Below are 12,766 nucleotides of genomic sequence, written 5' to 3' on the forward strand. Positions count from 1 at the left end.
GACATGACGTGCATCACTGACTGCGCGCGTGCTTCCGTTTGACAGACCATGGGACCGATATGCCTGATAGTACCCAAACCTCCTATTATCGTCTGGCGCTCTTCGGCACGCCCGTTCTGCTGTTTCTGGTCTTCTTCAACCCTGCCATTCTGGACCCGACCAATATCGGCTGGCTGATGCACGGCGACTGGGGGCAGCATTTTCTCGGCTGGCACGCCTACCGCAACGGGGCGGACGGTTTCAACCATCAGGACCTGCTGGCCCACCCCACAGGCCTCAGCATCCTCTATACGGACTCCAATCCCCTGTTTTCCCTGCCTCTGAAGCTGATCAGTCCGTTTCTGCCGGCAAACTTCCAGTTCATCGGACCGTGGTTCCTGCTGTGCCTGTGTCTGCACTACGTCTTCGCCCTGCGCCTGATGGAGCGGTATGCCCCCGGCGCATGGAGCGCGCTGGGCGGGGCGCTGCTGCTGTGTTTGCTGCCGACCCTTTATAATCGCATCGGCCACGATACGCTGTTTGCGCACTGGCTGATCCTGTGGTCGCTGTACATCTTCTTCGTCGTTGAGACGCCGCGCGGCAAGGCCACAGGCTGGGCGGCCAATCTGACCCTGGCATCGCTGATCCATCCCTATCTGCTGATCATGTGCCTGTTTATCTGGGCCGCCGATCAATGGCAGGCGGTGCAGCCCCTCCGCCGCACCCGCGATTTGAAAGCGCTCTCAGCGCTCGCCATCAGCGCCGTGATCAGCGCCGGTCTTTGCCTCACCGCCCTGTGGGCCGGAGGGGCGTTTTCGGGCACCAGCCCGGCGGGCGACGGTTTTGGCATCTATTCTATGGGACTGGATGGTCCGTTCAATCCGTCCGGCCTGCCATCCTTCCTGTCCTTCCTGCCCAGACAGGAGGCGCGTCAGGGTTTCGAAGGCTTCCAGTATCTGGGGGCCGGGCTGCTGGTGCTGGTCGGTGCGGCGTGGTGGATGACCCGCCGGACGAAAACGCTGACGACGGACAGCACGCTCGACCCGGAGATATTCATTATAACTGAGCCACAAGGTCAGGATACGCAGGCCGTGACCGCTCGGGCCTTCGATCGCGCCCGCACGCTGAAATGGGTGCTGATTGCGCTGAGCGTGCTGGCTGTTTCAACCAAGATACAGATTTTCGGCAAAACTCTGATCGACATCCCCCTGCCGGAAGCCGTCGTCCCGGTTCTGGGTGTTATCCGCGCCTCAGGCCGCCTCTTCTGGCCGGTGGCCTATACGCTGATCTTCCTGAGCCTTCTCGTCCTCTATCGCTCGCCTAAACGGACTATATGGCTAGGCCTGATCGTCGGTCTTCAGATTCTCGACCTTGGGATCTTTGCCGGATACGTCAAGGGCCTGACGGCGCGAGCCTCGGATCGCACCATCGTCAGCATCGCCAAAAGCCCCCAATGGACCCAACTGATCGCCGCCAGTGCGCAGGTTAATTTCGTGCCGCCCGATCCGCACATCAATACAGATCGCTTTTATAACGTCGCCTATCGCGCCGTGTCCGCAAAGGTACCCGTCACCACCATGTACGGCGCCCGACCGGATATCCGGCAACAAAGGCTCGAAATGGAGGGCTATAGCCGCTTCCTGAAAGGCGAGGCGGCACCGGATCAGCTCTATGTCTATCTTAATCCCTGCCCGCCGCCCCCGGCTCTGCGTGCGCGCCTGCGTGAGCTTGACGGTTATTGGATTCTGCCGCCACTCAGAGCCGCCTCGGTCGGTCATGCACCGGTCTATCCGACCTTGCCTCTGAATGCGATGCAGACGGTCGCCCGCGACAAGCCAACGGCCTGCGGATTCGGCGCGGACTGGGCCCTGCCGGAAGAAGCCGGCATCTGGACGCAGGGCAGCCGAGCCGTCTTCCTCCTGCCTACGGATATCGATGCAAGCGCCGCAAGACAGGTGCGCCTGACGCTCAATGCGCGCCGCCCGTCGCAGGTGACGGTCTCCATTAACGATAAGAAGGTGGCGACGCTGCTCCTGAGCAAAAAACCTTCGACCCACAGTCTGGCCGTACCGGCGGGCGCGTCCGGGCCGGTGCGGGTGTCGTTCGTCGTCAACGATCCTCCCGCCCCCGGCAAACCGGTGCCAGAGGACCTAAAGCGCCTGAAAATCTCCCAATGGGGGCTGTTTACCGCCCCTTGACCCCCTATTTGACAGCAACGGCCGAAGACGCTGAACGCATATGGCCGTTGAGACCTCGCGAACGTCTCACCTGCGCCACGGGCATGAGACATTCGCGAAACGAATACCCGGTGTCATTTTCAATGATACAAGGTATGAAACAAGATTTGTTTTTTCGCGCGTTTTGCGCTATGAAGCGTGCCCCGTCGTCCAAGGGTGCTCGTAAATAGCACCCGACGCGCGGCTTAAGTTCCAACACAGGTTTTCCGGCCGGTCGCAGGCGCCCTCGACCGTCGTCGGCTCTATTGTCTTTCACTCAGGGCGTTTCAGAAACAATCGCACATGGAAAAAGTGCCGATGACCGTCGCCGGCTATCAGAGCCTCGACGACGAACTCAAGCGTTTGAAGTCGGTAGAGCGTCCCGCCGTTATCGCTGCGATCGCCGAAGCGCGTTCGCATGGCGACCTGTCGGAAAACGCCGAGTATCACGCGGCCAAGGAACGTCAGGGCTGGATCGAGGGTCAGATCGCCGAGATCGAGGACAAGATCAGCCGCGCCCAGGTGATCGACGTTTCGAAGCTGTCCGGGAACCAGATCAAGTTCGGCGCGACCGTCACCGTGGTCGATGAGGACACCGAGGAAGAAGGCCGCTATCAGGTCGTCGGCGAACACGAAGCCGACGTCAAGGCGGGCCGTATCTCGCTCAGCTCGCCTTTGTCGCGCGCCATGATCGGCAAGGAAGTGGGCGACGTGGTGGAGGTCAACACCCCCGCCGGCGTCAAGGCCTACGAAATCCTCAAGGTCGAGTGGATTTAGTTCTCACCGCCCGACAGGCTGCGCCTGCCGGGTGATGGCACTCAATAAGGTCAAAGACTTGCTCGGGACGGCCCGTCGCAAGTCTTTGGCTTTTTTCATACCTCGCCTTTGGCGAGGAAGGTGTCCGCTGTGCTCAATGCACCCGTCACAACCGAAGAGTCGCTGAAGATTCCCTCGGACCGCCCGCTGATCGTCTGGGCGGTATCGGACGGGCGCGCCGGTATCCACAATCAGGTGCTGGGGCTGGCCGAAGCCATAGCGGCCCTCACCCCGACCCAGATCGTCGTCCGACACATCCGCTATCGCCGCCTGTTCGATCGCTGGCCCACTGCGCTGCGTTTGTGGCCCGATGTGATGCTGAAGCGCGATTCCGACCTCATCGGCCCGCCCTATCCCGACATCTGGATCGCCGCCGGACGCGCCACCCTGCCCCATTCCCTGCGGATGCGTCGTCGCTCTCAGGGCAAGACGTTGGTGGTCCAGCTTCAGGACCCGCGCGTGCCGTCCGGCCGCTTTGACATGGTCATTGCGCCGAAGCACGACGAGGTGAAGGGCGACAATGTCTTGCCGATTCTGGGCTCGACCCATCGCATCACGCCGGAACGCCTCAGCCGTGAGGCCGTCCCGTGGGCCGAAAGCCTGTCGAAATTCGAAGGCCCGTTTGTCGCCGCGCTGATCGGCGGGCGCTCCAAAAGCCATGACATGTCTCCGGCGCGCGCCGAAACCCTCGTCCAGCAGATTCGCGCCGCCGTCAAAGGCAAGAAGGCCACCCTGCTGCTCAGCGTATCGCGCCGTACCCCCGAAGCCGCCCGCGCCATCCTGACCGAGGGGCTGAAAGACCTCGACGGCATCATCTATGAGGGCAAGGGCGACAATCCTTATTTCGCCTTTCTCAACGCCGCCGACCACATTCTTGTCACCGAGGATTCCGTGAACATGGCCACCGAAGCCGCCGCCACGGGCAAGCCGGTGCACGTCCTGCCCATGGATGCGCGCGGTACAGGTGCGAAGTTCGGCCGCTTCCATCAGGGGCTTCAGGAATACGGTGCCGCCCGTCCATGGTCGGGCGAACTGCGCACGTGGAAATATACGCCGCTGAACGAGACGCATCGCGCCGCCGAAGCCTTACTCGCCCTGTATAATCAAACGCACCCAGACGAAAAACGTTAACAGCCTTTAACGGAGGGATGACAAGGCGACAGCCGGTCATTATCTAAGGGGCCAGTTTACCCCAAGATAGAATCGAATCTCCAATGACCACGCCCCGTACTGTTCGTTGTGCCATCATCGGTTCCGGCCCGGCGGGCTGGACAGCGGCCATCTATGCCGCGCGGGGCCTGCTGCACCCAGTGGTGTTCACCGGCCCGCAGACGGGTGGTCAGCTCACCATCACCACCGATGTCGAAAACTATCCGGGCTTTGCCGAGGTCATTCAGGGCCCGTGGCTGATGGATCAGATGAAGGCACAGGCCGAGCACATGGGCACCGAGGTCATCACCGACATCGTAGTCAAGGCCGACCTCAGCCAGCGGCCTTTCCGCCTCGAAACCGATGCCGGGAACGTCTATCTGGCCGAAACCGTCATCATTTCGACCGGCGCTCAGGCCAAGTGGCTGGGCCTTGAGTCCGAAAAGACCTATCAGGGCTTCGGTGTGTCGGCCTGCGCCACCTGCGACGGTTTCTTCTACCGCAACAAGACGGTGGCCGTGGTCGGCGGCGGCAATACGGCGGTCGAAGAGGCTCTGTTCCTCACCAAGTTCGCCTCAAAGGTCTATCTGATCCACCGCCGCGACTCGGTACGTTCGGAAAAGATTCTGGCCGAACGCATGTATTCGGAGCCGAAGATTCAGCCGGTATGGAATTCGGCCATCGACGAGATTCTGGGTGAAACCAATGAATTCGGCGGGGCCAGCGTTACCGGCGTGCGCTTGAAAAACGTCCATACGGGCGATACGCACGAACTGCCGCTGGACGGCGTGTTTATCGCCATCGGTCACGCACCGTCCTCACAATTGTTCCAGGGGCAGCTTGAAACCAATGCCGGCGGCTACCTGAAGGTCGAACCCGGCACGCCGAAGACCGCCATCAAGGGCGTCTTCGCGGCGGGCGATGTGACCGACGACGTGTACCGTCAGGCGGTAACGGCGGCCGGCATGGGCTGCATGGCGGCGCTGGAAGCCATCCGCCTGCTGGCCGAAGAGGACCACCACCGTCAGGACGCCAAGATCGGTGCGTGGTAAAATTTGGCCGCAGATTCTAACCACGAAAATCACGAAATCCGCTGTATTGAAGCCTTGCGCGAAGCGCCCTTGATAGTCGCTCACAAACGAGGCTAACAGCCCTTCGGGCGAGGACCACCCGATGTTATGCATTTCGTGTTTTTCGTGGCCAATACTTCCAGATACGGCGCGTGATTTGACTCACGCGGGCTTTTGCGCTTTTAGCTGCCGCTCAAGAAAAGGCCCTTCCCGTGCAGATTCAGTTCACCCGTCGTTTTTCCATGGCTCACCGGTTGCGCGCCGACCGTTCGTCGAAGTGCGCGACCCCGCACGGCCATAATGAATTCGTGCGCGTGACGCTGAAGGCCAAATCGCCGGACACGGTGAAGTGGGGGCAATCCAACTACGCCCAGAGCTTTGATGCGCTCAAGCGCGACTGGCATCGCTTTGTCGATGACGCGCTTGATCACGCCTTTCAACTGGGGGCCGATGACCCGCTGATCGGCTTTTTTCAGGCGCATGAGCCCGATCTGCTGCCGCGTTTGCTGATCATTCCGGGCGACCCGACGACCGAAGGGGTGGCGCTAGCCCTCTATCACAAGCTAAACGCCATCTTGTCCGCCAATGTGCCGGACTTTGCGTGCGTGCGCTTTGAAATCGAAGAAACCCCGACCAATACGGTCATACTGACGCCCGACGACCTCAGCCACGGCCCGCGTCTGGCCGACTGGTGCCATCGGGCCGATCTGTCGATCAACGATCTCCTGCCGCCCGATGTGTGGGGCCGAAAGGACAGCCCATGCCTCTGATCAGCCGCCATGTCTTTGTCGAAGGGCTAAGGGTCGAAGCTGCCATCGGCGTCTATGACTACGAACACGGCCGCACCCAGCCCCTGATCATCGACGCGGATATCCGCATCGGCCGGCATGAGATCAAGGGCCTGAAAGACACGCTGAATTACGAGATGGTCGGCAATCTGGCGCGCGACCTCATCGCGCGCGGCCATATCAAGCTGGTCGAAACCCTGGCCGAGGACCTGGCCGAGGCCGTGCTGGCCCTACCGCAGGCCGAAGAGGTGCGTATCCGCATCTCCAAGCCCGAAGCCCTGGCTGATGCTGACCGTTCCGGCTGCATCGTGGTGATAAGCAAGTGACACATAAGACGCATCTGGGTCTGATGGCCCGCTATAACCAGTGGATGAACGCCAGGCTGCTGGAGCTGATGGCCGCGCATCCCGACGCCGATTTCCACGCCGATACAGGGGCTTTTTTCGGTTCGGTGTGGGGGACGCTCAACCACCTGATCGTGGCGGACCTGATCTGGATGGGCCGTTTGAGCGGCCATACGAGCGGCAGCGCGCTGTCGGCCGCCAAGACCCTGCCGCAGCCAAAGGGCCTCAATGACGCGCTCTATAGCGAACTGAGCGCCTTCGCGCCGGTGCGCAGGGAACTGGATCATCTGTGGCTGAGCTATAGTGAGGGCCTGAGCGACGCCGATCTGGAAACCCCTGTCACCTATCGCCGCGTCAATGGCGATGCCCATACCAAGCCGCTGGGGCTGGTGCTGAGCCATGTTTTCAATCACCAAACCCACCACCGTGGGCAGATTACGACGCTTTTGTCGCAGATGGGGCTTGATATAGGCGTGACGGACGTGCTTGTTCTGGTACCTGAACTCGATCCGGATATAAAATGACTGTGCCCGCCACCCGCACCAAACTCAGCGACACGACGATCATCCCCATCGTCAACTACCTGCTGCTGTTTTTCCTGATCGTCGGTGGCATTTCGGGCGTCGTTGCCATTACCCTGATCTATCTCTTTCAGGACGAAGCCCCGGACTGGCTCAAAACCCACTACGCGTTTCAGAAAAAGACCTTCTGGGTGGGCATATTGGCCTTCGTGCCGCTGGTGGTACTGCTGACCTCACCGGTGATGTCGAGCGTGGTACTGGGCGGCATCGTGCTGATCCTCGTCTTCGCGCTGTTCCTGTGGATCGTCGGCCGCTGCACCATGGGCTTCAACCACGTCTTCCATAAACGCCCGATCCCCAACCCCAATAGCTGGTTGGTCTGACCTACTTCGCCTTGCCCGGCTCGCGCCCGGCCATGTCGAATAGGTTGAAGCTGACGTCACCGCCGGGCAAGCTCACATCACCGGGCTTCTGATCCGGTTTGCAGGGGCTAAGGCGTTTAGATTTGATCTTCATATTGACCACGCGGTTCATGTGCGCCAGCGCCGCCCCCGTCGTCTGAGTACGCAGTGTCATAGTATAGTCGCGCGTATATTCGCCGGTGATACTGCCCGACACTTCCATCTTGCCGCCAGAGCCCATATTGCATTCGGCCAGAATGCCCCAGGTTCCGTCCTCCAGATGGCTCACCGTCGTATAGCGGCAGCGATTGCCGTTGAGGTCGGTGCCGGTAATGCCCAGCTCTTTTTCCGTAGCGGCGTCGATACAGATACGCATGGTCTGCGCCTGACTTTCCGAGCCCTCTTCGCTGAGGGTGGTCTCCCACAGGCCGGGGCGACGCGCGGGCAACGGTTCCTGCGGTTTCGGCTCCGGCGCGGCTGCGGAGGCCGGTGCCGGGGCGGGCTCAGGGGCGGGCGGCGCTTCTTTCTTGCCGCACCCCGTCATCAGGACCACAGAGGTCAGCAAAGAGAGAGTCACACCTGACTTTATAAACCCGGCCATGTTCTGTGCCTCCCTGTCCGTTACGGAGGCAACAGATGTAAGGGCAAAACCCCAGACAGGCGAGTCGAATTGTGAAGGTTATGGCCGCAGAACCCACAAAATACAGGTTCAGAGGCTCTTTTTGGTAACGATGCGCAAGGTTTGCAGCGTGCGCGGCAATTCATCCGCCAGACGACGGCTCAGTTCGCGCGCCCCCACCGGATAGGCCTCGCCGCCTTCGGCGATCTCATTGGCCATCTTCGCCGTGGCGTCGATCAGGATTTCCAGCTCGGAAATCTGCTCACGCGCCAGTGCCTTGGCCTCCTCCTGGAGGCGACGCACACGTTGCGTGCGGCTTTCGCGCGCCGAAACCGTCGCATCGACAAGGGATTGCAGGCTGTTGGTCGTGTTGAGGGTCACGGGCACGACATTGATAACCTCGTGGACCGGCTCGCCCCCGCCGCCCATCATCTCGGCTTCGATCGCCACCCCCTTTGTCGAGGGCGGCACCACATTCAATCTGGTTCTACGCATATCACACCCCAACCTCTTCTCTGTGCGCCCCGAAATGTCCTGACATCAGCCGATTTGAAACGCGCCAGGGCCCTGATCACAGGTTATGCACAGGCTGGGCCACAGAGTGAGGCATTTCGCCGCGGAAATCCAGCGGGTTTCGTCTCAAACTGGCACATTTTCGTAACAGGGGCGTGACGCACGCGCATCAGTCGCGCATTGAAATGCGCCAGGCGTGAGGCGAAACGAATCCACCGATCAGGCCGAAGGGCGGCAGTCGGCCGGGTCAGGCCAAAACCGCGGTTTCAAGCGCCGCCCGCCCTAGCTGCCATCGCCGCCGATCATATCCTTGGCGAACTCCAGATCGAGCAGTTTGAGCCGCTTGATCTCGTCGCGCAGGCGCGCGGCCTCTTCAAACTCCAGATTGCCCGCCGCCTCACGCATCCGCGTCTCAAGGTCCTTAAGCGTCGCCTGAAAGTTCGAGCCCAGAAAGGGTTTCGAGTCCTTGGCCGCCACGCCGACCGGCACCTGAACGCGGTCTGCCCTTTCATACGGACTATCCAGAATATCGGAAATGCCGCGCTTGACGCTTTCCGGCGTGATGCCGTGTTCGGCATTGTAGGCCATCTGCTTTTCACGGCGGCGGCTGGTTTCGGCCAGCGCACGTTCCATCGAGCCGGTCATCTTGTCGGCATAGAGGATGACGCGGCCTTCGACGTTACGCGCCGCCCGCCCTATGGTCTGGATCAGCGAGGTTTCCGAACGCAGGAAGCCTTCCTTGTCGGCATCAAGTATGGCCACAAAGCCACATTCGGGGATGTCGAGGCCTTCGCGCAGCAGGTTGATCCCCACCAGAACGTCGAACGCCCCCAGCCGCAGGTCGCGGATGATCTCGATGCGCTCCAGCGTGTCGATGTCGGAGTGCATATAGCGCACCCGGATGCCCTGCTCGTGCATATATTCGGTCAGGTTTTCCGCCATCTTCTTGGTCAGCACCGTAACCAGAGAGCGATAGCCGTTTTTGGCCACTTCGCGCACCTCGGCAATCACGTCATCGACCTGATTGGCGCCATTAGTCGAAACGGGGCGGATTTCGACCGGCGGGTCGATCAGGCCGGTCGGACGGATCACCTGTTCGGTAAAGACTCCGCCGGTCTGTTCCATCTCCCAGTTGCCGGGCGTCGCCGAGACGTGCACGGTCTGCGGCCGCATCGCCTCCCACTCCTCAAACTTCAGCGGCCGGTTATCCATGCATGACGGCAGGCGGAAGCCGTATTCGGCCAGCACCGACTTACGCGCAAAGTCGCCGCGATACATACCGCCGATCTGCGGTACGGTAACGTGGCTTTCATCGACGAACAACAGCGCGTTTTCCGGCAGATATTCAAAAAAAGTCGGCGGCGGCTCGCCCGGCGCCCGTCCCGTCAGATAGCGCGAATAGTTTTCGATACCCGCGCAGGCCCCGGTGGCTTCCATCATCTCCAGATCAAAGGTGGTACGCTGCTCAAGGCGCTGCGCCTCCAGCAGCTTACCCTCGGCGTGGAGCTGATCCAGCCGCAACTTCAACTCGGCCTTGATGCGGTCTATGGCCTGACGCAGGGTCGGACGCGGCGTCACATAGTGACTGGCGGCATAGACCTTAAGGTCTTTAAGATCCGCCGTCTTCTTGCCGGTCAGCGGGTCGAACTCGGTCAGGGCCTCGATCTCATCGCCGAACAAAGACACCCGCCAGGCGCGGTCTTCGTAGTGGGCCGGGAAGATTTCTATGACGTCGCCGCGGCGACGGAAGGTGCCGCGCTCAAAGGCCGCGTCATTACGCTTGTATTGCAGCGCTACCAGATCGGCGCGCAACTGCGCCTCATCTATGGTTTGCCCCACCTTCAGCTCGAAGGTCATAGCCGTATAGGTTTCGACCGAACCGATACCGTAGATGCACGACACCGAAGCCACCACGATGACGTCGTCGCGTTCAAGGATGGCGCGCGTCGCCGCGTGGCGCATCCGGTCGATCTGCTCGTTGATCGACGAGTCCTTCTCAATATAGGTGTCGGTACGCGGCACATAGGCTTCCGGCTGATAATAGTCGTAGTAGGAAACGAAATACTCGACCGCGTTTTCCGGAAAGAAGGCCTTGAACTCACTGTAGAGCTGCGCCGCCAATGTCTTGTTGTGTGCCAGAATCAGCGCCGGACGCTGGGTCTGCTCGATCACCTTGGCCATGGTAAAGGTCTTGCCTGACCCGGTGACGCCCAGGAGCACCTGATCGCGTTCGCGGGCATTGGCCCCTTCGACCAGCTCGGCAATGGCCGTCGGCTGATCACCCGCCGGCTCATAGGCCGAATGCAATACAAACCGCCGCCCGCCTTCGGACTTTTCCGGGCGATCAGGCCGGTGCGGCGACCAAAGGGTTGGCGGGAAGTCCTGCGCACCGGTTTCGGGCGCGTGACGGCGGCCATCGTCAAAAATGAGGCGGGCGAGATGAGAACGGTTCATGAACATAACATAGCGTTCCGCAAAAAAATGAAAAGGGCCGAGGCTCGGCTTTTACGCGGGGCGCTAAAATCGCGACCTCCGCGGCCTTCAAGTTTTCGTGACCCCGCCCCTGTGACAGGATTCACTCGTGATTCCAGTGCCTTGAAATCCCAATTTTCACGTAACAATGTTCTATACATGTGCCCTGCCTGAGTTTCACTTCTGCGCCACGTGAGTAAACTTCGTTAAATTGTAATTATCAAAAATTTAAATGGACACGCCATGAATATCGAAAGAAAAGATCGGACAAGCTTATCTCTTCAATACTGTGCAAAATAAAAAGTCATGATGCCATACATCTTGACCAAAAATTGGCAGGAAGTGAGAAAAATTCTCACATATACCCCCTCTGGACTGATGCTCTTTTTACGCGATTGACCACCTAACACATTTCTGCCATATTCCTGGCTATAAGACGGGCCGTCGATAGCGCAGCGTTGGTGCGCTTTGTCGGCTCCGGCGCCCCCGGAAGGCCCCGTCTCCTGACTGTGAGCGGGCCTGATGCATTCAGAAGAATGTATGGTGGGGTTGCCCTCTGTCAGGGAGCGCAGTGCGCTCTCGTTACTGAGGACAAGACACCTTTGGGTCTGAACCTGTCTCTTACGCGCCGTCAGATGCGCCTGTTGACCGCTGCGGGCGGCTCCAGTCTTATGCTGACCGCGGCGTTCGGCTCCGCCTGGCTGGGCGGCAAGCTGACGCGCGATGCGCAAATCCGCGAACAGGCCGAAAGCCTGATGAGCCTGAACGATCATTCCTATGGCGCGGACCGTCTGCGTCATCTCGACGGCCAGAAGAGCGTGGCCGCCCTGCAGGACGATCTGGACCGCCGCGCCATTGCGCTGGTCATGCGTCACGAATCCTACACCTCGCCTGTGGCCACGATGCGGATGCGTCAGGACCGCCAGCGCACCAACCTGTTTGCCTCGCTTGTGAGCCCGGCGCGCACGCACAAGGCCGAGGCCGCGCAGGCCCCGGTACTGAAGGCCAGCCTTGATCTGGGCCTGATGCGGGCCACGCCGCGCACGGCACCGGCCTCGCCCTTCGATCTCAAGAACCGTTCGGCCTCCGACCTCGATTGCCTGACTCAGGCCGTCTATTATGAGGCGCGCGGCGAAACCGATTCCGGTCAGCGCGCCGTGGCTCAGGTGATCCTGAACCGGGTGCGCCACCCGGCATATCCCAAGACCATCTGCAATGTCGTCTATCAGGGCGCGGTCAAGCGCACGGGCTGTCAGTTCAGCTTCACCTGCAACGGCATCATGACCAACCGCGTCGAAAGCTGGGCCTGGAAGCGGGCGCGCACCGTCGCCGAAGATGCGCTGGACGGCTATGTGATGAAGTCGGTAGGCGCTTCGACCCATTTCCACGTTCTGGGCATCTCGCCGGACTGGGCGGACCGTATGCAGCGCACCGCCACCATCGGCAACCACGCCTTCTATCAGTTCTCCAGCCGCGGCGCTCAGATGCTGGCCGCTGCAGATCAAGTTCGCCCCTCGGCGGTGCCGACGCTCGAAAAGGCGAAGGAGAGTGATCTGACCGCCGCTTCGGCCTCGTCGGCCGCACCGGTGGAAACAAAGCCGTCCGAAACGCTCAGTCATCTGCGTGACAACGCCAAGGACACAGCCACAAAGTCGGTGGCCCTGTCGGCGCAGGTTAAGGGCGAGGACGCTCAGGCGCTCACTCAGGCGATAAAAACGACCGCCCCCAGCCGTCCCTGATCTGCCTTCGACCGCCCCTCTTAACGAAGAATTCTTTAAAAACAGCGCCTTGGCACGCCCGGGGCGCTCTTTTCATTAAGGTTACTTCTATTATATTGTATTACAAAAAAAATCCTCAGTGTTAGGGTTTCAACAACTA

The 12,766-nt window shown here is 60.5% G+C and carries 12 protein-coding genes; 9 read left to right on the plus strand and 3 right to left on the minus strand.

Annotated features, from left to right (window positions below):
• Positions 1-59 precede the first annotated feature (59 nt).
• The 8 genes from PQU94_RS07175 (at position 60) to PQU94_RS07210 (ending at position 7,266) form a co-directional block, all read left to right on the plus strand.
• Positions 60-2,177, plus strand: coding sequence for a DUF6311 domain-containing protein (locus tag PQU94_RS07175; protein ID WP_272740782.1), 2,118 nt, complete (start codon positions 60-62; stop codon positions 2,175-2,177).
• Positions 2,178-2,498: 321 nt separating this feature from the next.
• On the plus strand, positions 2,499-2,972 hold the full coding sequence (gene greA / locus PQU94_RS07180) for a transcription elongation factor GreA (RefSeq protein WP_041658489.1): 474 nt from the start codon (positions 2,499-2,501) through the stop codon (positions 2,970-2,972).
• Between the two features lie 129 nt (positions 2,973-3,101).
• Positions 3,102-4,142, plus strand: coding sequence for a mitochondrial fission ELM1 family protein (locus tag PQU94_RS07185; RefSeq protein ID WP_272740783.1), 1,041 nt, complete (start codon positions 3,102-3,104; stop codon positions 4,140-4,142).
• Positions 4,143-4,225: 83 nt separating this feature from the next.
• Positions 4,226-5,212, plus strand: a complete 987-nt coding sequence (gene trxB, locus PQU94_RS07190; protein WP_272740784.1) for a thioredoxin-disulfide reductase — start codon at positions 4,226-4,228, stop codon at positions 5,210-5,212.
• A gap of 230 nt (positions 5,213-5,442) precedes the next feature.
• On the plus strand, positions 5,443-6,000 hold the full coding sequence (locus PQU94_RS07195) for a 6-pyruvoyl trahydropterin synthase family protein (protein WP_272740785.1): 558 nt from the start codon (positions 5,443-5,445) through the stop codon (positions 5,998-6,000).
• Positions 5,991-6,344, plus strand: a complete 354-nt coding sequence (gene folB / locus PQU94_RS07200) for a dihydroneopterin aldolase (RefSeq protein WP_272740786.1) — start codon at positions 5,991-5,993, stop codon at positions 6,342-6,344. The genes PQU94_RS07195 and folB overlap by 10 nt, the downstream gene beginning before the upstream one ends.
• The gene (locus PQU94_RS07205; protein ID WP_272740787.1) at positions 6,341-6,886 is read left to right on the plus strand and encodes a DinB family protein; all 546 of its coding nucleotides are present in this window, start codon (positions 6,341-6,343) and stop codon (positions 6,884-6,886) included. Before folB ends, PQU94_RS07205 begins: the two co-directional genes overlap by 4 nt.
• Complete coding sequence (locus PQU94_RS07210) at positions 6,883-7,266, plus strand: DUF4870 family protein (protein ID WP_272740788.1); 384 nt, start codon at positions 6,883-6,885, stop codon at positions 7,264-7,266. Before PQU94_RS07205 ends, PQU94_RS07210 begins: the two co-directional genes overlap by 4 nt.
• Position 7,267: 1 nt before the next feature.
• On the opposite strand, the gene PQU94_RS07215 is transcribed toward PQU94_RS07210, so the two are convergent.
• From PQU94_RS07215 to uvrB, 3 genes are all read right to left on the minus strand, one after another.
• Positions 7,268-7,885: a DUF3617 domain-containing protein gene (locus PQU94_RS07215; RefSeq protein WP_272740789.1), complete on the minus strand. Its 618-nt coding sequence runs from the start codon at positions 7,883-7,885 to the stop codon at positions 7,268-7,270.
• Positions 7,886-7,993: 108 nt separating this feature from the next.
• Positions 7,994-8,398 (minus strand): hypothetical protein, encoded by a 405-nt coding sequence (locus PQU94_RS07220; RefSeq protein WP_272740790.1) that lies wholly within the window; start codon positions 8,396-8,398, stop codon positions 7,994-7,996.
• Positions 8,399-8,698: 300 nt separating this feature from the next.
• Positions 8,699-10,870, minus strand: a complete 2,172-nt coding sequence (gene uvrB / locus PQU94_RS07225; RefSeq protein WP_338735314.1) for an excinuclease ABC subunit UvrB — start codon at positions 10,868-10,870, stop codon at positions 8,699-8,701.
• 620 nt (positions 10,871-11,490) lie between these two features.
• Here uvrB and PQU94_RS07230 point away from each other — a divergent pair.
• Positions 11,491-12,627 carry a cell wall hydrolase gene (locus PQU94_RS07230; RefSeq protein WP_272740791.1) on the plus strand — a complete coding sequence of 379 codons (1,137 nt, stop codon included), beginning with the start codon at positions 11,491-11,493 and terminating at the stop codon, positions 12,625-12,627.
• Positions 12,628-12,766: the final 139 nt, after the last annotated feature.

The sequence above is a fragment of the Asticcacaulis currens genome (assembly GCF_028550395.1).
GTDB lineage: Bacteria > Pseudomonadota > Alphaproteobacteria > Caulobacterales > Caulobacteraceae > Asticcacaulis > Asticcacaulis currens.

Excerpts from the sequence above, each read along its gene's own strand:
- PQU94_RS07175 (WP_272740782.1), top strand. The coding sequence starts at position 60 with ATGCCTGATAGTACCCAAACCTCCTATTATCGTCTGGCGCTCTTCGGC.
- greA (WP_041658489.1), top strand. The coding sequence starts at position 2,499 with ATGGAAAAAGTGCCGATGACCGTCGCCGGCTATCAGAGCCTCGACGAC.
- trxB (WP_272740784.1), top strand. The coding sequence starts at position 4,226 with ATGACCACGCCCCGTACTGTTCGTTGTGCCATCATCGGTTCCGGCCCG.
- folB (WP_272740786.1), top strand. The coding sequence starts at position 5,991 with ATGCCTCTGATCAGCCGCCATGTCTTTGTCGAAGGGCTAAGGGTCGAA.
- PQU94_RS07210 (WP_272740788.1), top strand. The coding sequence starts at position 6,883 with ATGACTGTGCCCGCCACCCGCACCAAACTCAGCGACACGACGATCATC.
- PQU94_RS07215 (WP_272740789.1), bottom strand. The coding sequence starts at position 7,885 with ATGGCCGGGTTTATAAAGTCAGGTGTGACTCTCTCTTTGCTGACCTCT.
- PQU94_RS07220 (WP_272740790.1), bottom strand. The coding sequence starts at position 8,398 with ATGCGTAGAACCAGATTGAATGTGGTGCCGCCCTCGACAAAGGGGGTG.
- uvrB (WP_338735314.1), bottom strand. The coding sequence starts at position 10,870 with ATGAACCGTTCTCATCTCGCCCGCCTCATTTTTGACGATGGCCGCCGT.